Source organism: Novipirellula caenicola (genome assembly GCF_039545035.1).
GTDB classification, from domain to species: Bacteria; Planctomycetota; Planctomycetia; order Pirellulales; family Pirellulaceae; genus Novipirellula; species Novipirellula caenicola.
In genome coordinates this window covers 670,256-695,295 of sequence record NZ_BAABRO010000001.1, presented here as the reverse complement: position 1 = coordinate 695,295, position 25,040 = coordinate 670,256, and the positions used below count along the sequence as shown (strand labels likewise).

The window sequence follows — 25,040 nt, the reverse complement described above, 5'->3', positions numbered from 1 at the left end:
CGCCAACGACGCCAGCAGCTTGCCCCATTGCCATCCAGGTCGCCTAAAACAAAGGGGTCAAACCTCTTTTTCGATGCTTTCCGGCCTTGGTTGAACTCGTGGACGCCCTCTTGGCCGCATTGTGGATTCCAGGTTGAGCCGCCTGGCAATCGATTCGACCCAGCCTTCATCTCCCAGCGGTGCACCGCGATTCGCACAGATTCGGATCGCTTTCAACTCGCTTTCCGACAAAGGTTCATTGACACGAGAGACCCAGTTTGGAAGCCGAGGGATGGGCCACGGAGACAATAACTTCGGGTCTGGCTCGGGCCGTTGCAGCCAACGCCAAAGGGACCCCCATCGCCAGTCTTCCGCCCGGGGCGTCATGTTCGCCCTCAACGCATTTCGCTCGACGTAGCGACAGGCAACCAGAAAATGTTCATCGTCCTGAATTGGAAAGCTCTTGAAGCGGCCCTGGTAGAGATGTCCGCGTCCGGCGGAATTGTAGTGTGCGTGGTACCGCATCGTGTGAGTGCCTCCAACCCACTTGCAAAACCGACCCATTTCACCATCGACCAATGGACGAACAATCAAATGCCAATGGTTCGTCATCAATTGATACGAGTAAAGTTCGATTTGATACAGACCCAATGCCTCATGCAACACATTTTCAAAAGCGAGGAAGTCGCCTTCCTTCTTGAAAATCGTCGCATTCATGTTTGCGCGGTTCAAGGCGTGGTAAATTCCGCCTGCTTCGTCAGCTCTCGGAGATCGTGGCATTCTCTGATTGTAAGCGGGACCTCAGGACAAAAGAAAGTGGTTTGGCGTCTTTGATCGTCTGCAATCGAATCGAGGTGACACACATTAGCGAAAGAGGAAACTAATGTTAGAGAATGAGATGCTAGAAAACGTGATCGCGAAAATCAATCAATCCGCTTTCCGCTTGGGCTCGCCCTGGTGGGGTAATTGTCGGCACCATTTCACGCGAGCAGCCAAATCCACTGATTCCAAATTTTGACCACGCTCTCTTTCAGTCTTGCGACGCAATTACAAAAGCTGCGGTGTCCCAGTTGATTGAAAAAGAGGTTTGACCCCTTTGAATTCGAAAATCAATCAATCCGCTCTCCGCTTGGGCTCGCCCTGGTGGGGTAATTGTCGGCACCATTTCACGCGAGCAACCAAATCCACTGATTCCAAATTTTGACCACGCTCTCTTTCAGTCTTGCGACGCAATCACAAAAGCTGCGGTGTCCCAGTTGACTAAAAAAGAGGTTTGACCCCTTTGGATTCTGCGACACGATCATCCCCGATGCAGGGCACAGTTTATGAGCGACGTTACGGGCATTGCGATCGGGAATGCAGAAACCTGCGAGTCGCATCGGTTCCTGCATTTTCTAATCTCCCATTTTCCAACCTTCTTCGTCCGCTGTTTGGCGTTGGAGCTGTAGCATCACGCTGCCTCTCTGACGCAGCAAACTCACTCTGATCAAGTCCGCAATCGATTTGACACGCGTTAGCGAAAAAGGGGAGCAAGGTTAGAAAATGTGATCGCGAAAACCAATCAAGCTGCTTTCCGCGTGGGCTCGCCCTGGTGGGGCAATTATCGGCACAACTTCACGCGAGCAACTGATTCCACCGATTCCAGATTTTGACCAAGCTCTCATTCAATGTTGCGACACAATCACAAAAGATGCTGTGTCCCTGTTGGTTGAAAAAGAGGTTTGACCCCTTTGAATTCATACCCCCTTTTGAATTCCATCCTTCTTCTCGGGCGCCAGAGATAGCCCACTCATCGTCTCGTTGGGCTTTCTCGCGTTGGTCGTACATTTGTTTGTCCTCCGTCTTCGCGGAAATGATTTTGTTTGGCTCCGAGTGCTACCTTCAGTCTATCAACATAAACAGGTTGCCAATCAAATCTTTCCAACGCGAACACAACCACGCAGCTATCAGCACGCAAACAAAAAGCCACCGAATGTTCTTGGCAGAGTTCAGAAAGTAGATTGCCGAGCCACCTAGGAGGCATGCTAGTTCGAGTAAGCTGGGGAGGACGACATGAATGAAATGCAACGTGTTCAGATGGGCGATCTGAGGGCTTGTCCAGTCGACGCTTGCATGACCAAGCCTATTCATCTCGTCGTTCACCATTACGATGCCGACGAACTTCGCATAGATAAAAGACGTCAATACTCCGGCAAGGCAGAAAGAAAGAGGGATAACTTTATGTCGTAACATTACGTCGAACACTTGGCGTTTAGGTGTGAACCCGGGACCGGAATTCGCGAGATTGATCGTTACTGGGCCTCTCGGACCATACGGATCGGGGTGAATGAGTGCCGGGCACCTTTGCTCGTACCGCGGTCGGTATCGACAGAAATATTGATGCGACAGAAAAATAGAGAAGCCCAACGTCAGCAAAAAAATCTTTCTGTCGTTTTCTAAACGCTGTGTTCCGGGCCGAAGAGCCTGACATTTGCGGGGTGTGGTTCAAAGATCCGAGCGATCGGTCGGGACGTCGGTATTACATTCCATCATTTTCTCTGCACCTAGCCAGTTGGGTAGGACCGAGGGAATTTCCGAAGCTTTTCCCCCTAAATGCAAGATGCCCCGCTTCAATATGCATCTGTGTGGGTGGCATTTTTTTTTAGAGCAGGGTTCGTAGCGCCTCGGGCAGTGCCAGGCACTCTTGCTCGAACACGCGGGCGGCTAATGTGTCGGCGTCGTCATCGGGTTTTACAGGGCATGACCTTTGCACAATGATCGGACCGTTGTCGTATTCGTTGTCGACGAAATGGACCGTGCAGCCGCTGATCTTGACGCCTCGCTTTAGTACCGCATCGTGTACGAAGTGGCCATACATCCCCGCACCGCCGAACGACGGCAGCAGCGACGGATGGATGTTGATCACTCGGTTTTCAAAGTCGTTGGGGACGAGCACATGATTCAAATAGCCCGCCATCACGACGTATTTGACTTCGGCTTCGCGGCAGGGATCAAACATTTCACGTGAGTGTTCAAACGGATCGCGGTGATCACGTTTACGAACCACTCGCGTGGGAATGCCATCGTTTTTGGCGATCTCCAAGCCACGAACATCGTCACGACTGCTGATCACCAATCGAATTTCGATTGGCAACCCGTGTTCGTCACGATGGCGGATCAAATTGGCAAGCGTACGCCCACTGCCGCTCAGGAATACCGCGATGGGAAGTTTCGATTCGCTCATGTTGGATTCTGGCATCAGACGTTCTTTTGCACAAAGACTTTGCCGAATTCCGTTTCGCTCGGCTCGGTACCCGCGATCGCATCGGAGCGAAGTTCGCTGGCTAGCGTTTCGCTGCAGATCATATCACCATGTTCTTTAAGCGCCGTTGCGACTTCGATGTCGTCGCTGAGGATGCCTACGGTGATGCGGTCGGTGTAACCACAATCGATTTCTTTCCGCTTGCTTTGGATCGTTCGGATCAGGTCCTTGGCGATCCCTTCGCGGCGGAGTTCGTCGGTAACCTCGGTGTTCAGAACGACAACACTGCTGGCACCTTGGCTGGCGGCCCAGCCCTCTTTGGCCTTCAAGCGAACTTCGATGTCTTCGTTATCGAGTTTCAACGGTTCACCGCCGGGCAATTCGATTTCCACGAATCCGTCACGCCCCAGTGCCGTCAGCAGCGTGTTGCCGTCGGCGGTGGTCAGTGCTTTTTTGACCGCCGGCATGTTTTTGCCAACGCGTGGGCCGAGTCGTTTGAAATTTGGGACCACGGTGTACTGCACGTACTGGTCGCCTTCGGTGGTGTAGTCGACCGATTTGACGTTCAATTCTTCGCGAACGAGCGAGTCGTGCGACTTCAGCCAATCGATCTCTGCATCATCCGCCAACACCACTTCGACTTGCGAAAGTGGCAAGCGGACTTTCAGTTTGGCTTCGGCGCGTGCGGCACGGCCAAGCGAGGCGATTTCACGCAGCAGTTTCATGCTGGTCGAAAGTTTCGCGTCGATGCGATCGTTGTCGGCGACCGGGTAATCGCACAAGTGGACGCTCTTTCGTGTGCGATCTCCAAACGGTTCGGTCAAGCTTTGCCAAAGCGTTTCGGATAGGAACGGCACAAACGGAGCGACGATCTTGGTGATCTGCAGCAGCGATTCGTACAGCGTCCAGTAGGCATCGTGTTTGTCTTGCGAGTCCTTGTCGCTGGCCCAGAATCGGTCGCGGCTACGGCGAACGTACCAATTGCTCAATCCGTCGACGAACGACGTGATCGCTTGGCACGCGTTGTAGTTGTCCAGCACGTCCATGCGGTCGACCACGATTTCATTCGTGCGATTCAGCTCCGACATGATCCAGCGATCGATTTCACTTCGCTCGCTGATATCGCGGTACGTTGGAGCCGACGCCAAACTTGCCGAAGTGAGTTGATCGTCCGCGTCGGTTGCGGTGGTAGGATCGAAACCGTCGATACCGGCGTAGATGCTGAAGAAACTAAAGACGTTCCAAAGTCGCAGCAGGAACTCGGGGATCGAATCTTTGATCGATTGTTCGCGGTAGCGGATGGCGGTCCACGGCGGTTGCCCAGCAAAGAAGAACCAACGCAGTGCATCGGCACCGTACTTGTCAAAGATCTCGTTGGGCTCGCGATAGTTTCGCAAGCTCTTGCTCATCTTGTTGCCGTCTTCGCCGAGCATTAACCCCAGCACGATGCAGTTGCGATACGGATGCGGGTAGGCTTGAGCGGCCAAATCGTCGGAAAGGGTGTCCGACACCTTTTGAGTTTCGCCACCATCTTCTCGTTCGCTGATCGAGGCCCCTTCGCCGAACAACATCGTGCTGATCGCCAATTGGCTGTAGAACCAACCACGAGTCTGGTCGAGTGCTTCGGAGATGAAATCGGCGGGGAATTGATCTTGGAACGATTCGTGGTTTTGGTGAGGCCAGCCCCATTGGGCGAACGGCATCGCACCGCTGTCGTACCAGCAGTCGATGACCTCGGTCACCCGTTGCATCCGAGCACCCTCGGCGAACGGCGAATCATAGGTGACCGCGTCGATGTAAGGTTTGTGGACTCGCAGATCGTCCGCCAATTCGGGGTTGGCCGCCTTGGCCTGTTCCCAAACTTCGGTTCCTTGGACACCCGGTTTGGCCAGGATTTCGTCGTAGCTGGCGACCGCTTCCATTTGTCCGGTTTCTTGGCAAACCCAGATCGGCAGCGGTGTGCCCCAGAAACGTTCACGCGACAGTGCCCAGTCGACGTTGGATTCGAGGAAATTGCCAAAACGACCGTTTTGGATGTGTTCAGGTTGCCAGCCGATTTGCGAATTGTTTTTCAGCATCAGGTCGCGGAACTTGGTTGTTCGCACGAACCAACTGCGGCGTGGATATTGGATCAGCGGATCTTCGCTCGCTCGCCAACAGAACGGATAATCGTGAAGGTATTGCTCGAGCAACAACAACTTGCCGGCGTCGCGTAACATCCGCGAGATCGGTTTGTCGGCGTCCTTGACCCAAGTGCCTTTCATCTCCGCAAAGTCGTCAGTGAACTTGCCGTCCGGTCCGACCGCGCACAACAGCTCGGGCCGATCGGTTTCGACAAAACGTGCTTGCTCTTGGGTCAGCACTTCGTAGTCGACTTCGCCGAACGCTGGTGCTTGGTGAACGATACCGCTACCCGATTCGGTGGTCACAAAGTCAGCCGAGACGACTCGCCACATCAACGCTTCGGATTCGCCGCTGGTCAGGTTGCCGGTCGCGTCGCCGAGTGTTTTGTAATAGTTGTCAAACGGAGGAACGTAACGCTGGCCGACCAGCGATTTTCCGGAGACGGTTTCCAGGACGGGAAGTTCGCGTTTCAGTTTGCCTGCGATCGTTTCGACTAGGTCGGCTGCGATCACCAGTTCTTGGCCGGTTTCGTCGTCACGGACGACGGCATAGTCCAATTCGGTGTGGACCGCCGCGTACATGTTGCTTGGCAGCGTCCAGGGAGTCGTGGTCCATACGACAAGCGAACGTTTGGGATTGTTGACCAACGGGAACAGCACATACACGCTGGGGTCGGCGACTTCGCGATAGCCTTGGCCGACTTCGCCCGAGGACAGCGCCGTGCCGCCTTGGGCCCACCACCACACGATCTTGTGTCCTTGGTACAACAGCCCGCGTTCGAAAAGTGTCTTTAGACTCCACCAAACACTTTCGATGTAGCTTTGGTGGTAGGTGACGTAGGCCTTTTCCAGGTCGACCCAGAATCCGAGTCGGCGGGTCAGGTCTTGCCACTGCTGCATGTAGCGAAACACGCTCTGTTGGCATTTTTGGATGAAGGGTTCGACACCGAACGCTTCGATCTCTTCCTTGCTGTGGATGCCGAGTTCCTTGCCCACCTCGACTTCAACCGGCAAACCATGCGTGTCCCAGCCCGCTTTGCGTTCGCAGCGATAGCCTCGCATCGTTTTGTAGCGGGGGAAAACGTCTTTAATCGAGCGGGTCAGACAGTGGCCAGGGTGCGGCAAGCCATTCGCGGTCGGAGGGCCTTCGTAGAAGACAAACGAAGGAGCATCGGCACGCTGAGCCAACGATTTTTTGTAGATGTCGTGATCGTCCCAAAACTGCAAAACTTCGAGTTCAAGTTTTGGGAAATTGGGGCTGCTCGGTGGAGCACGGAAAGGACTCACGGAAGCGGGCATCATCAATCGCTTTTAGACGCTAGGGCAAAGGTGTTCGGGAGTCGGCGAATTTCAATATTCCGCCAGACAACAACTAATCGGAAACCATATCCGATTTTAAGACACCTTTGCAGGACCTGTGTTCGAAGAGCGGGCGTGATTTCGCGGTACAGCCATGCCCAACGCCGCTGACGCTAACGAGTGCGTTGGGAGTCGCTGATTTTGGGCAGTGGATCTTGCTAAAGATCCACTTGCACGTAGAAAACAGGGAGCTTTCGCAAGCTCCACTACCGAAACGGGGGATCTAGTCGTTCAGGTCGTCGTCGACGTCGTCAAAGTCGTCGAAATCTTCCAGTTCGTCGTCCTCGGTGCCGTCGCCGCTGCTCAGCCCAAATTCGGCACTGATTTCGTCTTCGATCTCGATCTCGTAGTCGTCTTCGAGTTCTTCCTCGAAATCGTCGTCAAAATCGTCATCGAAATCATCTTCGTCGATATCGTCGAATTCATCGACCTCGTCGTCTTCATCGAGTCCATCGTTGAATCCGTCGTCGCCCGTGCCGCCTCCTTCGGAGTCGTCATCGGAGCCAAATCCGGAGTCCTCGTCCCCATCATCGTCGTCGTCATCATCAAGCAAATCGTCGTCATCGATCGATGTTGGCGAAGGCAAAATCGCACCCCCCGTCCATGCCGTCATGGTTGGCGGCGTCATCTGTCCCGAAAACGTGCCGCCTAAATAGTCGCCTTCGTGCGGATTTGTTCGCGGAACGGTGGGCGATGTCGCGGTCGATGGAACCAATTCGGATTGTTCGGTAGGGGTAGGCATAAGTGATGAAAGATCTCAGAAAATTCTTGTAGAAAGCCAGTTCGATAGCAAATTCTGGCATGGATCGCCGTCAAGCGTAGCTGCACAAATGACGGGGATGATTCACATGGGGTAGTCTGCGGTGCTTTGGGGGGACAGGAAGAACTGCGTGAGTTTCTCGATCCAGCACAATTTGTCAACGCAGTTCGACCGGAACATCCGATTCAATCGGATCAGGTGGCAATCACTACCCGATTGGCCAAGTTCTCGCCAAGGGCAGTGCTCTAGCCGACGTGAACCACATTTTGATACCTCACATCAAACCGACAAGGCGACTGGCAACATTCGAGCGAGGAATTCTTGCAGAAATTTTGATTTCCCAAGTTTTTCCCGTCGTTTGGACAGCGTCATTGTCAATCCAACCTCACACAAACACACCTTTGATGAGCTCCGCCGGATCCCGTCGGTGCCCAGTAAAACGCATTGTCGGGGGCAAGGGATCGCCGATGCCACCTTGGAATCATCAATCGTTGCGGATTTAACGGATGGAAATCCTATGAGAAACTTTGCTGTTCTATCGCTCCCTTTGCTCGCAATCGGTTGTATCAGCGTCGCGGTGGGGTGTGCAGGCCGACAATATGGACACATTCTGGCCGCCAACGACAAGGATCTTGTCGGCAGTCATGCGGCCGGCGCGGCCACTTGGAACCCGTTGGTGGATGAGTCGGTTGCCAAGTTGTTGGGGCGATGCCCGCCAGCGATCCAGACCGTCTCGTTCGAATCGGCCAACGCGATGCAGATGGATGGGCAAATCGGATCCGCGCTGGCTTCCGGGCCGGCCACCGTTTGCTTTATCGGGATCGAAAACAAGAGCGCCGAGGAAATGATCGATTTCAAAGATCAGTTGTACGAGCGGATCGATTCGCAAATCAATTCAGCTGAAACATTCCGCTGTATCAGCCGACGCATGGTCGATGCGGCCTTAGTCGAAACTCGGCTTCGTCCCGATTCGCTTTTTTTGCCCGAGAACCGAACCCAATTCGCCGCGGCACTTGGGCGCCAAGGTGCACCCGTGGATTACTTGCTGTACGCCACCATCACCAGCGGCACGACGGACCGCAACAAGACCACCCAGCGTGACTACTTGTTGACACTTGAAATGGTCAACTTGCATACCGGTGACTTTTTGAAAGAGTCGGCGACGATCCGTAAAGGCTATTCGAAGACACGTGCTGGAAAATGGTGGAACTTTGGTCTCGGCCAAGGTGACGGTTGATTCGGCGAGCTGATGTTCAAACGAGATCCGCGGGCCGCAAGGCCATTACCATCTACTGTCGCTCCAACCGGGTGATTTTCGTAGCGGAGCGACGCGAGCCGCCCGGTCAAAACCGAACGTTTTACTCGCCGCAACCGGACGGGCTCCGCGCCGCACTGCTACCCAAAGTAGATGGCATTAGCCGTAAGGCACCAAGGAGTGACCGATGCCGATGGCTGGCCGCTCAAGCGTCACGGCTGGCCTTGTTGGATGGCCGCGGCGTAATACTTACGAGGTGGGGGCCGTCGCCAAAATCACCGCCGGATAAAAACGATCTGAAAAGCATGAACCGAGTTCCGTCGATCGTCGCGATTTTGCTGTTGTTGCTGGTAGGCGGCTGCTCCGCTGGCTTGCGCAAAATCGATTCCGCACGCGACGCGTTCGCTCGCGGCGATTTGGTCGAATCGCATGAGACGCTTGCCAAGCTTGCCAAATCGCGTCACCGCTTCGGAGATGCCGCGGCACTGGATTTGGCGATGATCGAATTGGCTCGCGGCGATGCGGCCGCCGCGGAAGCTCGGCTACGCAAGTTGCGGGACCGTTTTGACGCGATGCCCAAGGTAGCACCGATTCATGAAACCGCATCGATCGTGACCGATGATACCGCTCGCCCTTTTCGCCCGGCTGGCTACGAACAAGTCATGATCCGGGCGATGTTGGCAGTTTGTTCATTGGCGACCGATGGCCAGGACGCCGAGAGCTACGCGATGCAGGCGGCAATGCGTCAATCGGAATTGGCGGCCGAGGCAGAAGAGCGAGGCGTCGAATCGGCAGCCGAAACCTATCAACCGATTGCGCTGGCACCCTACCTGCGTGGTGTGTTACGCGAAGCCACGCACCATGATTACGACGACGCCGCTCGCGCTTACCAACTTGTCACGGCGGTGCAGCCCAATTTTGCACCGGCTCATGCCGACGTGGCTCGCGCCAGCGGAGGGGCTCACAGCACCGCTGGCCATGGCGTGTTGTACGTGATCGCCTGTGTCGGTCGCGGGCCGGTGCTAGAGCAGGTCGATGCTCCGACGACCACCGCGGCAATGCAGATCGCATCGGCGGTGATGAATGTGCAAAACAATCGTGGTGGCAATTCCGCCCCATTTTTGCTGCCGAATATTGCGACGGTGAAAGTCCCGAAGGTCAAGATTCCACCGTCCAATGTTGTCGCCATCGGAGCGCGTGCCAATGGGGTCGCGATTGGTGTGACCCAGACGTTGACGGATGTCGGGGCGTTGGCGACGCGACAAGTCGAAGCCGAGATGCCTTGGACGATAGCCCGAGCGGTGATGCGGCGGGCGACCAAAGAGACGACCGTGGCAGTGACGGGAAACCAGCTTGGTTTGAACGGTGCCGCCGGATCGTTGTTCCAGTTCGCCGTCGCTTCGGCGTGGGGCAGTGCCGAGCATGCGGATACGCGATGCTGGGGCCTGTTGCCTCGCGAGATCCAGGTGTTGCGAGTGGAATTGCCCGCTGGCGAACACGAGATTTCGCTTCACTCACTGGGGATCAACGGCGACCCGATGGGGGTGGGTGTGAAGACCCCGGTCACGATGATCGATGGCCAAAACGAGTATTTGATCGTGATCGCGCCCGATCAAACGATCTATCCGGTCAACGCGAACTGATTTACTGCGTGACACGGTTTTACCGCTTTCGCACGGTAGGGTAGAGTAGATCGGACCTTGATCGCCCTCGGGCGCTGCTTCCTGTGGCGTTCACGGATTACGATAGGCTTGGATCCTCGTTTCTTGATGTTGCCGCCGTTGACAAAGCCGAAGACAAAGTTGCCCGCATGAAAGCTGTCGAGCTGAACCATATCGCCATCCACGTCGCCGATGTTGCCAAAAGCGTTGTGTTCTACCGTGACACAATGAATCTGCCTGAATTGGATCGTCCCGCATTCGATTTTCCCGGCGCATGGTTCAAGATCGGGGAACGCCAGGAATTGCATCTGATTGGCGATCGTAGTCTGCCTGTCCATTCTCATCATCGCGGCGGCCATTTTGCCATGGAAGTCGACTCGTTGGACGAGTGGGAGGCTCACTTGGACAAGCATCATGCGACGCGGTTATCCCGCAAAATACGGCCGGACGGCGCCCTGCAAACGTTTGTGCAAGACCCCGACGGCCATTGGATCGAACTCTGCATGCCGCCGAAATAATCTGGCGGATCACGATCACCCGGGCTAAAGCCGACTGCGATTTTGAGGTAATCTACGGGGACTGTTGCCATTTGAGCATGGCGTTCGTCATCCCCCCTCTCTCTCCCATCAGCTTCCCGTGACATCAAAAACGATGGATCATTCGATTGGTCCCAAAAGTCTTGCTGCTTTCGATCGTGCTCGTGCGTTGATTCCCGGTGGGGTCAACAGCCCGGCGCGTGCATTTGGCGCCGTGGGCGGTTCGCCGTTGTTCATCGATCGTGCCGAGGGAGCGTACATCTTTGACATCGATGGACGTCGGTTTCTTGATTACATCGGTTCGTGGGGGCCGATGATTTTGGGGCATGCATGTCCCGAAGTGGTCGAAGCGGTGGTCCGCGCGGTGGGGCGTGGAAGCAGTTTTGGAGCGCCGACCGAAGCAGAATCCGAACTGGCCGAACAGATCATCGATGCGGTGCCGTCGATCGAGCGAGTTCGTTTGGTCAACAGCGGAACCGAAGCGACGATGAGCGCCATTCGCGTGGCTCGCGGTGCGACGGGCCGCGACAAAGTGATCAAGTTCGCGGGCAACTATCACGGTCACGTCGATAGTTTGTTGGTGGCCGCCGGCAGTGCCGCAGCGACGCTGGGCGTTCCCGATTCGCCCGGCGTTACCGTGGGAGCCGGCAGCGACACGATCGTGCTGCCTTACAACGATGTCGCTGCCTTGGAACAGGCATTCAATCAACACGGATCAAAGATCGCCGCGGTGATCCTCGAACCGGTCGTGGGCAACATGGGATTGGTAATCCCCTCGGCTGAATTTTTGAACTCACTCCGCTCAATCACCGAAAAAGCGGGCACGATCCTGATCTTTGACGAAGTCATGACGGGGTTCCGATTGGCTTACGGCGGCGCTCAACAGCGATTTGGGATCACTCCAGACATGACCACGTTGGGCAAGATCGTCGGCGGTGGCATGCCGTTGGCCGCCTACGGAGGTCGCGCGGATATCATGGATCAAGTGCTGCCGGCGGGCAAGGTTTTCCAAGCAGGCACGCTGAGCGGGAATCCCGTTGCGGTGGCCGCGGGCAGTACGACGCTGCGAATTTTGAAAGAAGAGTCGCCGTACGAGTCACTAGACAAAATGGGCGACCGGCTCGCCGAAGGACTCACCGCGGCGGCAACCGCAGCCGGTGTGCCTCATCAAGTGCAACATGTTGGTAGCATGGTGACGTTGTTCTTTAATCCCGATCCGGTGCGGAACTGGGACGACGCCGATCGCAGCGATCGCGACGCCTACGCACGGTATTTCTGGGGCATGATTGGCGAAGGCATCTATATGCCGTGTAGCCAATTCGAGTCACTGTTTTTTAGTCGCGTGCACACGGAAGCGATGATCGATCAAACGATCGACGCGGCAAAGAAAGTGTTGGCGTCGTTTTAAGAACGCTTGTCGACCGGAGCATGGCGGAATGATGTTTTGGCGTGACGGTGACAATGGATTGACGATCATACGCGATGCACGCTAACGGCTTGGAAAGCCGTGCGACAATGGCGGCGGAAACGTGGCGGAGCGAAGTACCGGCGTGACGGTGGCAATGGATTGACGATCACACGCGCTGCACGCTAACGGCTTGGAAAGCCGTGCGACAATGGTGGCGGAAACATGGCGGAGCGACGTTTCGGCGTGACGGTGACAATGAATTGACGTTCACATGCGATACACGCTGACGGCTTGGAAAGCCGTGCGACAATGGTCGGCGGATACGTGGCGGAGTGAAGTTTCGGCGTGACGGTGACAATGAATTGACGATCACACGCGCTGCACGCTAACGGCTTGGAAAGCCGTGCGACACTGGTCGTCGGAAACGTGGCGGAGTGAAGTTTCGGCGTGACGATGACAATGAATTGACGATCACACGCGATTCACGCTAACGGCTTGGAAAGCCGTGCGACAATGGCGGCGGAAACGTGGCGGAGTGATGTTTTGGCGTAACGGTGACAATGAATTGGCGATCACACGCGATGCACGCTGACGGCTTGGAAAGCCGTGCGACAATGGCGGCGGTAACGTGGCGGAGTGATGTTTTGGCGTGACGGTGACAATGAATTGACGATCATACGCGATTCACGCTGACGGCTTGGAAAGCCGTGCGACAATGCTCGGCGGAGCGAAGTTTTGGCGTGATGACATATACCCAACACATCATGATGGACTCTAAATGGAATGGCTCTGGTACCTGCTACTGATGGTTGCAGGCTTTTTGGCAGGCATCATCAACACGATCGCCGGTGGCGGTTCGTTCTTGACGCTGCCTGCGCTGATGTTGTTCGGACTGGATCCGAAATTGGCTAATGGAACCAACCGGGTCGCCATTCTGTTGTCCAGTGCGGCGGCCGTGGCGACGTTCCGACGCCATGGGCAATTCAACCAGCGGCTCGCGTTTCGCTTGGCCGTGCCGACGCTTTTGGGCGTGCCAGTCGGTGCGTTGATGGCGATTTACTTGCCCACCGACACCTTCAAAACACTTTTCGGCGTGATGTTTTTGGCGATGGCGGTGCTGCTATGTTTGAATCCAAAGCGGTTGACCCAGATCAATGCACAACCTGAAAAACTCAGCTGGAAGATGTTGCCGATTTTCTTCGCGATCGGGATCTATGTCGGCTTCATCCAAGCCGGCTTGGGAATCTTGCTGATGCTGGCGATGAGCCTGTTGAACACGGGTGACTTGGTCGCATCGAGTGCGATCAAAAACTGGATCGCCTTTATCGTCACGTTGACGGCGACGATCGTGTTCGTCAGCTACGGCTTGGTCCAATGGGCTCCGGGATTGGTGATGGCGATCGGCAATGTCGCCGGTGGGGTGACCGGCGCGAAGTTGGCGATCCGCAAAGGGAACCGATTCGTCTTTGTCTTCCTGGTCGTCGTGATGCTGGCGACCGGCGTGAAGTTGACCTTCTTTTAACAAAGCGTGTTTCCAATAGCACGCGTTTTGATGGGGGGCAGTCATGTGATCCCAGGTGACGATCATCACGGCCGAATCATCACGGCACGATCGTCAAAACGCGAGTTAACATCGCGCCCACGGGGCCGGTAAATAGGATCGTCGCAACCAACGCGGCGGCGCCTAACAAGTAGTCTCGTGAGAGCGGTCCAAAGGGCCCTTGGTCCAATCGCGTGATCTCCTTGATCGACTCTGCCAACAACTTGGTGGCATCATCATATTGGTCCGCATCACTCCGCGAGAGCAGTTCGTAACGACGATGGCTGAGGAACTCGAGTGCTTCGGATCGGAATCCCACCGCGGTCAATCGCACGACGATCGCCGCGACGAAGGAGATGATGATGGGCGAAACCAACAGTGCAATCCAGCTGTTGTCGTGCCCCCACGAGTCCCACCAATTCGATCGGGCCACGATGAAGACGATCGATAAAACAGCGGGCCACAGCAGTTTGCGGCTCGCGTTAATGCTAAGCTTCATCGTGCTGCGACATCGATTGACGATTCTGCGTTGCACCTCGTTTCCATCGTCGTCGGTGAAGCTGGACGTCGGTATGTCATCGCGGAAGGTTTCGATCACCTTGCGGGCATACAGCGAAAACAAAAGACTCTTGCACGCCACCAACAACACGCACAATGTGGCGGCGAACAGCAGTGCGGTTGCGAGCCAGCGAACGGCCCAGTCGCGAGCGGGCGGCTCAATGAATCCGCTTTCCAAAAACGAGATCACGTAAAACACAATGGCAATGGTTAGGGCTAACTTCCATGTCAACAATCTCGGCGGAGGTTGCAGCGACGTTTTGGCATCGGCAGCCAAATTGGGCAAGCGATTGTTGATCTCTCGCACACTCAGCACGATTACCAAATACAAACCCAGCACGGTCGGCCAAATGCTGACGCCATCGGTAAAAAGGATCGGCTCGGATTGAACCGATCGGTCACTGATCACCATCATTGCGATAATCAAAATGCCGATGACTACCGGAATCGCAATGGGCCACACCGTGTCGTGTTTTTGGGCGTTCCCACTATTGAAGACAAAGTTTCTGAAAAAGTTGGTGGTGGCCGTGTATCCATTTCGCAGTCGGTCGCGGAAATTGGATGCGTCGGTGGAAAACGCGGCCAAGAAATTGAAGCCAAGAAAAATGCCTAGCATCGCTACCACGATTGCCCCGATCAGGGATCGATGTTCGTGGATCGAGGTCACGCCGGCCGGTTGACGCAGCGGCAAGTATTCGGGACTTTGCGTCGCCGTCAACTGGATCGGGGTGGTGGTGCCAATTTCGAATGCAAGCGGCTGCAGGTAGGCATGCGACATGGACTCGGACGCTTGCGTTTGCCTTCTTCCTACCAGATCAAAAAGGTCTTGTGAAACGTCGCCGTAATATTTTTCGAATCGATCGTCCTTCAGCTTCTGCTCTAGAAACGCATGACATAACACCGACATTCCGACGAAAGCCGATGTTTGGTAGCCATCGCGAAAACTAGGGATATTGTTGACACGTCCAAAAATGTTGCTGCGGCCGCGGACTCCCAATCCGTAATGGGATGCCACGACCAAATTCCGCGTATGCGCGTTGTAATCCGGCAGACTGTAGCGTGCGTCCAGCTCGGTGGTAAAGAACGTGGCGACAGGAAAGATGGGGCGGGCTTTTTCCAAGATCAAGTTCTTGTCTTCCCAACTAGATCCAAGTATCCCTACCGCCCGCACTCGGCTGGGGTTGATCAGCCGCGACGACGCCATCTTGCCGAGTTCTTCCATCGATCGATTCAAGTAGTCTTTGACCGATGAATGACCGCCACGAGAATTCCCGCCGAATTGCTCGCTACTAGAGGCGGCGATGTTTTTGAGATAGGGGATGACAACGGGCTGCTGGTCGCTGGTTTCAAACAGACTTTTCTGCATTTCCTCGACATAGCTAAGCGAACTCTGCTCGGCAAAGATCACCAGCTTGCTCGTCGACCCATCGGTCGGCCACACGCCGCGAAGGCTAAGTTCACGCTTCAGCGCGGTTAGAAGTCGCTCGTCCGATCCGATCGTGTGAATGAGTTTGACAAAACGGTGAGAGCCAATCTCTAGATCGGTCTGTCCCGGCGACAACCCAAGACTGCTGTCCGTCGCCGTACAATTGGTGTTGCATACGACCGCGCCTAAATCCCATTGGTCGAAAAAGGACGCGACGGCCTTTTCGTGATCGTCGGTCGAACCCAATTGCTCGCCGTCTCGGACGAGATCACGCAGGGCTCCGCTAAAGGTAGGCCCCAGCAGTGCGAAGGCTGAATTCTTCTTTCCTTGCGGGGCAACCATGATCGGTTGCAGGATATCGTACAGCGTTGAAAGCGGTTGTTCACCGAGATGAGTTTCTTGGACCCACGTGATCAGGACATAGTCGGCGGTGTTGCGATGTTTGTAAAGTTTTGTCGGTAGAAAGGTCGAGATCTCGACGGAGGTCGATTGCTGATGCGGCGGAACCTTGGTCGTGTCGGCAGCGCTCTCTTGCGGCTCGGCAGGATCGTCCGTCGGCTCCGCTGGGGGCTCGTTCTGCTCCGCAGAATTCTCTTTCGGCTCGGTAGGGCGGGGAAGTGAGGTTGCCTTTTGCTGTCGTCGTCGTTCGGTCGAGCGTGATGAAAAGTGATAGTTCAGCGTGACCGGTCGATAGGCCATCCGGTTGGGAAACGACAGATTAAATCCTTGATTGGCCAACGCCAATTCGACGGCGTGGCGTTTCCGTACGTGGCTTTCTAAGCCATCGCTATCGCTGCTGACCGCCCCCGGCACCGGGACGACAAGGTACATGATTCGGCCATCGTCGCCCAATCTATCCTTCAGGATTGCCGTCACATCCGAGGCGGACAAATGATCTGGCATCTTCGATGCGAGATTTTGTAATTCGTCGCCATAGGCATGTGTGAACGGATCTTCCCACATCGATCCCGGCAAACTGATCGTCCCTTCGATGGACGGATACATCGCATTGGACACATCCGAATGAATCGCCGGACTTGGTGGATCCGGCAACGCAGCATGATCGCCCGGGCGAAGACCAAATAGTGCCGCAATCCCAACGATCAATCCACCTCCCATCCATGTGAACACAGTCGGCAATGAGCCTCGTTCGCCACTCATGATGAAAACCACATGGTGTCAGGTAAGCCTATACATCAATCTACATCTGAGATTCAGTATAGCCGCCAAAACATGCGGTTTCACCATTTTGAGGGGTTTGGGTGGTTTTTGATCAGAGCGAAGAGTGGACGGTTGTCACCCGGTGGAAATCATTTCACCGGAGTTTCGAAGGATTTCAACCGTTTGCACAGCGAATGATCGCTACCCTTCTACTCGGCGTTTGGGCTCGCATCGGCTGCGTTGGCTTTGGCGTCGCGGTCGCGAGCGTATTGGCGGATCACTTCCTTGGCATGGGTTAGCCGTGCGGGCCACTTGAATATTGGTGCCTGCTCGGGGTCATAGCCCTCGAGATGCCCTTCTAATCGCGTCGTCGGTTTGCTGTAGCTGAATTTGAAATCGCCAAAAACTTCGCGGCATATCGCCGCCAATCCGGGGTCGTATTCAATCAGCTCCACGCGTGTATTGACGTGATTGTGATCGTGATCGTTGACGCGGTTGTCGTCGAACCAAGATTGGGCGCCTTCGGCAAAATACTCAAAACGATTGACGCTGGCGTATTTTCCTTTCCAAAGCCCCCGTTCCATTGCATCTTTGTAGGTTTGTTTGAGCCGGTCATCGAAAGTGGGGTCAACATTAAGCATTCCTCGCAGATGGATACAATGGGCCAGTTCGTGGATCAAAATGCTTTCCGCGGCATACGGGTCGCCCGGGTAGGCCAATAAGTTCTCTTCGCCGACCGAGCAAAAGGGATCGGTTTCGCTTCCGCCAGTGCCCCGGGCGCGAGCGTCCCAGTAGTCCTTGCCATCGAGTTGCGAAAAATCGGCGGGAGCCTTGCGAGCGAAATGAGCGAACTCTGGTAGATCGGTGGTAAATTCATTGTGAGCCATGATGCATAACCGAGCGCCGCTATCGGTCATCGCCTTCAACACGTCCTCGCGATTGCCAAGCATCTTTTCGATCAGATACTTCGCTTCTTTGAGGGCATATGGATTGACCGTTGCCGAGGCCACGATCGGAAAACCATGGGCCTTGATTGATTGCGAGTAAAACGATGGAACTCCGTCTTGACCGTTCGAATCGAAACGAATCCCTTGCACCCGAGTTTTACTGGTGACCGTTTGCTCGTGTTTGTCTTGGCGACCGACGATTGCAAACTGGTGGCCAAGCGTGGTGGTGATGACGGTATCGTCGCCAGGTTCCAAGGTTCCGTTGGGAACGCGTTTGCCTTCGGGGGCAAGCCAAAAGATGTCGACCGTTTGGTCGCTGGCATTGATGATTTGAAGCTTTGGACGTTGGCGTTCTGCAGTGGTTTGATTCTTCGCTTGCACCGAGAGGGGTGTCAGGGTGGCCAACATCGAGATGGCCAGTAGAGAGGGCAAGCGTAGGCAATGACCAATGGAGTGATACATGGATTTCGATCCGAGAGGGGGCCGCAAGCAGCCAGGAGCAATGGTTTTTCGACTGCATGATTATAGTCAGCAGGTAGTCGTCCATTGCAGAGCAAGCGAGTGGATCAGCGGCTATCGGTTATTCGATGCGCATTCACTCGGGCTAGCGTTATTTACTTTGCCCACCTCGTGCTTGCTGCGGCAATTTTTCAAGGAATTCGCGACGGCGATCGGCAACCATTGCGGTCTAGAAGATTCGATTTCACCACCGATTACGCCGCCGGACAAAAGGGTGAGAATGAGGGGCAGGGTGGGAATGGGGGGCAGGGTAGGAATGGGGATCGATGAATCCGATTGCACGCACCGCGATTCGCTGAACTCGCGAACCGTACCGCGAGTGTAAACGCGTCCCCCCTCGGCTACTCGGGTTCTTCTTCGGGCGGGATGCGTTTGGATTCGAGGATCGATTCGATGCGGACTGCTTTTTTGCCTTTGAACGCACCGGCGCGGGCGTTGAATTTGGGGACGTCTTGGATCGACAGCTCCAGTGGCGAGTTGACTTCCTTCTCGGTCGTGATCACGTCGCCGACCGACAGTTCCAATAAATCTCCGGTGCGGATTTTAGACCTCGCCAAGGTGACGACAACATCCACCGGAGCCGTTTCGATGCTGGTGGAAATCCGTTCGCGTGATTTTTCCGTTGGCTTTCCTTTGCCGTAACCGACCCAGCCATTACGCGACAATTGGGAGTTGAAACCTTCGATCGTGTTGAACGGGATACACAGATTCATCATGCCCCGGTTCTTGCCCAGCATGACTTCGAATCCGACCAAGATGATGACTTCGTTCGGTGGAACGATTTGCACCAGCTGGGGATTGCTCTCCATCCGGTCGATGTCGAATTCGAGTTCGACGATGTTTTCCCATGTGACTTTGAGTTGTTCGAGAAACAGGTCGACGATGCGGCGAATCAGTCGTGTTTCGATTTCGGTCAGCGGTCGCCGAATCGCCTCACCTGGCTTGGGATCGCCGCCGAGCATGCGGTCGATCACGGCGTAGGAAAGCGTCGGAGCGACGTCAAGGATCCAGTGGCCTTCGAGCGGGCTTGGTTTCAGCACGCTAAAGCAGCTGGGGTTGTCCAGGCTGAAGACGAACTCGCTGTAGGTCAGCTGGTCGACGCTTAGCAGTTTGACTTCGGTCATGGTCCGCAACAAACCGGACATCGACGCGCCATAGTTTCGGGCCAGCGTTTCGTGCAGCGAATGCATCGCCCGCATTTGGTCCTTGCCAACGCGTTCAGGACGTTTGAAGTCGTACGAGGTGACTCGCGTGCCCTCGGGCAGCAGTCCCGACACTTTCTGATGGGCCGTTTTCCCACGCGGTGGTACGGCCGATGTCTCGTTCTGCTTTGCTTCGGCGGCATCGGAATCGGTCGCATCCCGCGCCGGTCCATCGACTGTTTCCATCGCTTTGAGCAAGCTTTCGACTTGGTTCTGGCTGAGCGATTCGTCTGACATATCCCTTGTCCTTGTTGGTTGCGATCTTCGCTTCGGTGGCAAACCCGATTCGTCGCACTAAGTTCGCACGTGGCCGTCGCCGCGGACGATGTATTTATAGGTGGTCAATTCGCGAAGACCACAAGGGCCACGCGCGTGAAATTTATCAGTCGAGATGCCAATCTCGGCGCCCAACCCGAACACGCTGCCGTCGTTAAATCGAGTGCTGGCGTTGACCATCACCGCCGCGCTGTCGACCAGTGTGGTAAAGGTTTCGGCGGCACGCAGATCGCCGGTCACGATCGCATCGGTGTGATGGGAACCGTAGCGATTGATATGGGCGGCGGCGTCCTCGATCGATCCGACGACCGCGACACTGATCGTGGGTCCTAGATATTCAGTCGACCAATCTTCGTCGGTCGCTGGCAACGCATTGTCGATCCAGGTAATCGCGCGTTCATCGGCGCGAATTTCGACACCTCGCTCGGTCAATCGTTTGGCGATGGCGGGAAGCGCGTCGGCCGCGATTTTCTCGTGCACCAACAGCGATTCACAGGCATTGCACACGCCCATTCGCTGGCATTTGGCGTTTTCGATGATGTTGACCGCCATCTCGATATCCGCATCTTGGTCGACATAGACGTGGCAATTGCCGTCAAAGTGTTTGATGACCGGCATCGTCGCTTCGGCGGCAACGCGGCGAATCAATCCTTCACCGCCACGAGGGATCGTCACATCAATCAACTCGCCAAGCGACAAGAATTCGCCGACGGCTTGTCGGTCGGTGGTCGAGACCAATTGAACGGCGTCCTTGGGGACCCCGCATGCTTCGGCCGATTCGCCTAACACTTTGACGATCGCTTTGCTGCTGTGGATCGCCTCTTTCCCACCACGCAAGATGACGGCATTGCCGCTTTTGACACAAATGCCTGCGGCGTCCGCGGTCACATTGGGCCGACTTTCGTAGATGAAGAAGACGACTCCGAGAGGAACCCGTCGCTTCAGAATTTGCAGTCCCCCCGGCCGCGTGTGTCCTTCGATCACTTCGCCAACAGGATCAGGAAGCATCGCGATTTCTTCGAGTCCGGTGGCAATCGACTTGATCCGCCCCGCATCCAATCGCAATCGATCGATCGCGGCATCGGTCAAACCGTAATCCGGGGCCGCCGCGAGATCTTTTTCATTTTCCTGGATAATCATGTCGCTGGCAGCTACCAAAGCATCGGCAGCATGGCGAAGCCAGCGGTTTTTGACCTCCGCATCCAGCGACGCAAGTTGATACGAGGCCGCGCGTGCGGCTTCTGCGGTTTGTAGGCAATATTGAGCGATTTCAGGGGTAGCAGCAGTCGTCGACATGTTAACCGGAAGGGTTCCAAGCGGCATCAAATTAGGCAATTTCGAGGCTTTAGCAGCCTTCGAGAGATTGTCGACGATGCACCGCGAGGGGTCAACGGCGAATTGATCGCTAAGCCAACGCGGCTCGTGATTTCCAGAGGTAATAAATGCCCCGCAGCGTCGCGTAGACGGCTATCGCCGACAGGATGCCTGCGGTGTCGGCGACAAAATCCATCGGATCGGGCGATCGGCCGCGGACAAAGCCTTGGGTGTATTCGTCGATCGCTGCGTAGCTCATACCAATGATCGCAATCATGCTAAATCGCCGAATCAACCGATCCGAGGTCGTCACGTAACACATCAGCATCCCCAGCCCCCCGAAAGCCATGAAATGCATGATCTTGTCGCTGATCTTGGGCGGTTTCATCATCGAGCTAGGAATATGGGTGAGCACGAAAATAACCAACCAATACCCGGCCAACGCAAAGATCGCTAACCGGAAACCAAGGATCGTTTTTTTCGTGATAGACTGCATCGATGTCCCCATGTTGGGATAAGCTGGAGCAGAAGACATTAGAAACTCCGTTTTGTTCATGACAAGGCGTTTGGACAAGGACCGTCAGCGGGCGAAGCGGCTAATGCCGGACTTTCCCCTCTGTCGGGTGTGCCTGTGGTGTCTGATCTTCCATCTCCATCCCCTTTCCAATTTTCTAGATAAGGTATCGACGGTGCTAAACCAGCTGCTTTGCAAGCGTTTCGCGATCACAACCATGGCAAACACCAACGTTTTCACGCTGGCGATCGTTCTTTCGACGATATTTGGGGCGGTCTCGCCGCAGACGGCTCTGGCCCAATCATCCGAATCCGACCCGGCCCCTGCAGCGGTTCCATCGGAATCCCAAGCGAAGGTTGATGAGAAAACTGATAACGAAAAAGGAATCGCTGCGAAGAATTGGAAACCGCTGGAAGGTTCCTGGGTAGTTTGTCAATTTGGGGGTGATGGGGAAGTCGAAATCAAAGGCAATTCGGCCAAGATCGGTTACGGCGACCCGCTGTCGGGGATTCGTTGGGAAGGCGACGTGTTGCGAGAAAACTACGAGATTGCACTCGAAGCCCGCCGGACCGAAGGGTACGACTTCTTTTGCGGTTTGACGTTCCCGGTGGGCGAGTCCAAGGTCAGCTTGATCATGGGCGGTTGGGGCGGCGGGATCCTGGGGATCAGCAACATCGACGACAATGACGCCAGCCAGAATGCGACGACCCAATTTCGCAACTTTGACAATGACAAGTGGTACAAGGTGCGTGCTCGCGTGACCGACAACGCCATCGAGTGCTGGATCGACGGCAAAAAATTGATCGATCAACCGCGGGAGGGGCACGTCTTTGATATTCGTGCCGAGATGGAGCAGTGTGAACCGTTGGGAGTGGCCGCATTTCAATGCGATTCCGAGATTCGCAACATGCGGGTCCGCCAATTGACGGCAGAGGATCTAGCGTCTCAAAATCAGGACGAATCCGACGACGCTGTTTCCGAAACGGACACCGCCACAAAAGAAGCTGCCACAAAAGACGATGCGAAGCAAAAGGAAAAGGAATCGAAGTGAGTGATCGAGAAATGGAACTCCGTGCGTTTGAATCCCCCGAGGTACAGCTGCAAGCCAAGATGATGTTCGAGTCTGACTCGTATTGGATGGGGCGAGCGCTCGAATTGGCTTTCCAGGCGGTGGATGCGGATGAAGTTCCGGTCGGCGCGATCATTGTTCGCGATCACTCGATCATCGGGGCGGCATCAAATCAACGTGAAAGCTTGAAGGATCCAACAGCGCATGCGGAAATGATCGCGATCACACAAGCTGCCGCCGCCGTCGAAGATTGGCGACTCGAGCAAACCACGCTTTATGTCACTCTTGAACCCTGCATCATGTGTGCGGGAGCCATCTTGCAGTCGCGAATCCCACGCGTCGTTTTCGGGGCGACTGACCCGAAGGCCGGTGCGGTGGCCAGCATGTACCGATTGCTCGAAGACACGCGGTTGAACCATCGCTGTTTGGTCACGTCCGGCGTGATGGCCGATCGCTGCGGTAAAGTGCTGACCGACTTTTTTGCCAGCAAACGAGCGATGGGGAAAAAGTAGCGATGAGAATCGAGTCGTCGCAGCGTGATTTTTAGCGAGAAGGGGGCAAAAAGAGCGTGCCGAGCGGTTCGTGCCCCCTTTTAGAGGCGTTAACCGGATCGCAAAAGGCCCCGAAATCACGGGAAAGCAATGGCAAAGTGTTCCGGTTTTGCAGATTCTCGGACTTTTGCTGCTTCTGTTGCCAAACAAACTAAGCCTTCGCGATCGAGCCAGCCGATACTACCGGTACAACCCGAATTGCTCTTTCGAAAACCGCGATGACCCTGAATGGGGTCTCGGTGGTGGCCGTGAGGCGGTTTCGGTGTGTACCCGCCATGACTCTGTGTGGACGTTGTCGATCACAGAGGGCGGTCTATAGGCATAGAGTGACGGATGTGTCACTTGACAAACCAAACTTCATGAAGACGGTGGAACACGCGATGTCGGTACGGAAGCTGACGGCAAGCCTGCTCACAACATTAGCGATGCTAGGCGCCATTGCCACAGGAAATGCACAAGATCATGTGCCACCAGCGGACCCGCTAGCGTTCGATCCTGACTTTCAATGGTTCCGGCCTGTCTATGATATGGACTTGGCCGATATGAAGCCAAAGAAGCGGGCCAACACAGGTTGGTTTGCTACGTACGATCGATTGGCTCTCTACGCTTCGCGGCCTGAGCTCGAGCTCGTGCAGGACGCCGAAACGAAACTCGATCAAGGGTGGGGACATCGGTACGAAATCGGCTACATGTTGCCCGACGTCGAGCACGGTTGGATGTTCACCTACACTCAGATGAACGGCCCCGGTGAACGAGACGTGGTGGCTCGCGAGCGTCTGATTCGCTTCGGTGTCGTTGCCGACCCCGACGATGAAGATGATCCAGGGCCGATTATTCAAGGCGATGGTAACACCCCGGGATACGACCAGCGTTTGTACTTCGTCGGCGACTCGGTCAACGTGATGGATTTCAACAGCTACGAGTTGAACAAGACTTGGCGTATGGAACCGTATCACTACGGTGGTATCCTTGAACCGTTCGTCGGTTTCCGTTGGGCTCGCTTGAACGACTACAACAGCCAACAGAACTACATCACCACCGCGGACGGCTCGGCACTGCCTGACATCAACTTTGGTGACGACTACGAACAATTGACAACCGATTCGGTGATCACCGAGAACGAAATCTTGGCGGCACAGTTTGGGTTCCGATATGTCAAGTTCCGCGACCGGTTCACCTACTCCGCTGACTTCCGCGGCATGGTCGGTGGCAGTCTGCAATGTGCGAGATCACAACGCGATGTCGAAACGACCGTTGGAATCGGAGATGTTCCAGATAACAACTTCTCGACGCAAACACGTGCACTGTACGAACGTAACGAAGAGTTTGTGATCGGGTTTGATATTCGCGGCGAACTGGCCTACCAACTGACCAAGGCCATCAAGATTCGTACCGGCGTCCAAGTGATCGACTTGGCAACCGGAATTTGGCGAGGCGGTCCTGTGGACCCCACCGGCACCAATCAACAACAAGGTGGTTCGCAAGACCAAGACGTTGTGATGGTCGGTGCGACATTCGGTATCGAATTGAACCGCTAGACGCTAAATACACCACGCTTATTATCTGACCGGGACATGCTTTTTGCGTGTCTCGGTTTTTTTGTGCGCCCACGGCAACCCAGGACTATCGAAGCTTTCCTAA

Annotated in this window: 17 protein-coding genes; 8 read left to right on the top strand and 9 right to left on the bottom strand. The window is 55.2% G+C overall.

Annotated elements, in window-relative coordinates; genetic code table 11:
* Positions 1 to 57: 57 nt before the first annotated feature.
* The 4 genes from ABEA92_RS02425 to ABEA92_RS02410 all read right to left on the bottom strand — a co-directional run bounded on the left by ABEA92_RS02425 (position 58) and on the right by ABEA92_RS02410 (position 7,444).
* On the bottom strand, positions 58 to 759 hold the full coding sequence (locus ABEA92_RS02425) for a transposase (RefSeq protein WP_345682196.1): 702 nt from the start codon (positions 757 to 759) through the stop codon (positions 58 to 60).
* A 1,861-nt stretch (positions 760 to 2,620) separates the two neighbouring features.
* Positions 2,621 to 3,217, bottom strand: coding sequence for a phosphoribosylglycinamide formyltransferase (purN, locus tag ABEA92_RS02420; RefSeq protein WP_425572380.1), 597 nt, complete (start codon positions 3,215 to 3,217; stop codon positions 2,621 to 2,623).
* A complete protein-coding gene (gene ileS / locus ABEA92_RS02415; protein ID WP_345682195.1) occupies positions 3,217 to 6,645 on the bottom strand; it encodes an isoleucine--tRNA ligase in 3,429 nt (1,142 codons plus the stop codon). The genes purN and ileS overlap by 1 nt, the downstream gene beginning before the upstream one ends.
* A gap of 280 nt (positions 6,646 to 6,925) precedes the next feature.
* Positions 6,926 to 7,444 (bottom strand): hypothetical protein, encoded by a 519-nt coding sequence (locus ABEA92_RS02410; RefSeq protein ID WP_345682194.1) that lies wholly within the window; start codon positions 7,442 to 7,444, stop codon positions 6,926 to 6,928.
* 535 nt (positions 7,445 to 7,979) lie between these two features.
* Here ABEA92_RS02410 and ABEA92_RS02405 point away from each other — a divergent pair.
* The 5 genes from ABEA92_RS02405 (at position 7,980) to ABEA92_RS02385 (ending at position 13,844) form a co-directional block, all read left to right on the top strand.
* Positions 7,980 to 8,699, top strand: a complete 720-nt coding sequence (locus ABEA92_RS02405) for a penicillin-binding protein activator LpoB (RefSeq protein WP_345682193.1) — start codon at positions 7,980 to 7,982, stop codon at positions 8,697 to 8,699.
* Positions 8,700 to 9,022: 323 nt separating this feature from the next.
* Positions 9,023 to 10,360, top strand: a complete 1,338-nt coding sequence (locus ABEA92_RS02400; protein ID WP_345682192.1) for a COG3014 family protein — start codon at positions 9,023 to 9,025, stop codon at positions 10,358 to 10,360.
* A gap of 167 nt (positions 10,361 to 10,527) precedes the next feature.
* Complete coding sequence (locus ABEA92_RS02395) at positions 10,528 to 10,896, top strand: VOC family protein (RefSeq protein ID WP_345682191.1); 369 nt, start codon at positions 10,528 to 10,530, stop codon at positions 10,894 to 10,896.
* Between the two features lie 133 nt (positions 10,897 to 11,029).
* Positions 11,030 to 12,322 carry a glutamate-1-semialdehyde 2,1-aminomutase gene (gene hemL / locus ABEA92_RS02390; RefSeq protein ID WP_345682190.1) on the top strand — a complete coding sequence of 431 codons (1,293 nt, stop codon included), beginning with the start codon at positions 11,030 to 11,032 and terminating at the stop codon, positions 12,320 to 12,322.
* A 778-nt stretch (positions 12,323 to 13,100) separates the two neighbouring features.
* Entirely contained in the window at positions 13,101 to 13,844 is a 744-nt protein-coding gene (locus tag ABEA92_RS02385) for a sulfite exporter TauE/SafE family protein (RefSeq protein WP_345682189.1), read from the top strand.
* Positions 13,845 to 13,923: 79 nt separating this feature from the next.
* Here the strand turns inward: ABEA92_RS02385 and ABEA92_RS02380 are convergent, their stop codons facing one another.
* The 5 genes from ABEA92_RS02380 to ABEA92_RS02360 form a co-directional block, all read right to left on the bottom strand.
* A complete protein-coding gene (locus tag ABEA92_RS02380; protein ID WP_345682188.1) occupies positions 13,924 to 17,007 on the bottom strand; it encodes a putative antibiotic biosynthesis monooxygenase in 3,084 nt (1,027 codons plus the stop codon).
* 209 nt (positions 17,008 to 17,216) lie between these two features.
* Positions 17,217 to 18,416: a hypothetical protein gene (locus ABEA92_RS02375; RefSeq protein WP_345682187.1), complete on the bottom strand. Its 1,200-nt coding sequence runs from the start codon at positions 18,414 to 18,416 to the stop codon at positions 17,217 to 17,219.
* Positions 18,417 to 18,814: 398 nt separating this feature from the next.
* On the bottom strand, positions 18,815 to 19,912 hold the full coding sequence (gene fliM / locus ABEA92_RS02370; protein WP_345682186.1) for a flagellar motor switch protein FliM: 1,098 nt from the start codon (positions 19,910 to 19,912) through the stop codon (positions 18,815 to 18,817).
* A gap of 57 nt (positions 19,913 to 19,969) precedes the next feature.
* Positions 19,970 to 21,247 (bottom strand): glutamate-5-semialdehyde dehydrogenase, encoded by a 1,278-nt coding sequence (locus tag ABEA92_RS02365; RefSeq protein WP_345682185.1) that lies wholly within the window; start codon positions 21,245 to 21,247, stop codon positions 19,970 to 19,972.
* 109 nt (positions 21,248 to 21,356) lie between these two features.
* On the bottom strand, positions 21,357 to 21,800 hold the full coding sequence (locus ABEA92_RS02360) for a VanZ family protein (protein ID WP_345682184.1): 444 nt from the start codon (positions 21,798 to 21,800) through the stop codon (positions 21,357 to 21,359).
* Positions 21,801 to 21,996: 196 nt separating this feature from the next.
* On the opposite strand from ABEA92_RS02360, the gene ABEA92_RS02355 reads away from it, so the two are divergent.
* The 3 genes from ABEA92_RS02355 (at position 21,997) to ABEA92_RS02345 (ending at position 24,937) form a co-directional block, all read left to right on the top strand.
* Positions 21,997 to 22,830 (top strand): 3-keto-alpha-glucoside-1,2-lyase-like domain-containing protein, encoded by an 834-nt coding sequence (locus tag ABEA92_RS02355; protein WP_345682183.1) that lies wholly within the window; start codon positions 21,997 to 21,999, stop codon positions 22,828 to 22,830.
* A 62-nt stretch (positions 22,831 to 22,892) separates the two neighbouring features.
* Positions 22,893 to 23,360: a tRNA adenosine(34) deaminase TadA gene (gene tadA / locus ABEA92_RS02350; protein ID WP_425572392.1), complete on the top strand. Its 468-nt coding sequence runs from the start codon at positions 22,893 to 22,895 to the stop codon at positions 23,358 to 23,360.
* A gap of 398 nt (positions 23,361 to 23,758) precedes the next feature.
* Positions 23,759 to 24,937: a hypothetical protein gene (locus ABEA92_RS02345; protein ID WP_345682182.1), complete on the top strand. Its 1,179-nt coding sequence runs from the start codon at positions 23,759 to 23,761 to the stop codon at positions 24,935 to 24,937.
* The last annotated feature ends 103 nt before the right edge of the window (positions 24,938 to 25,040 follow it).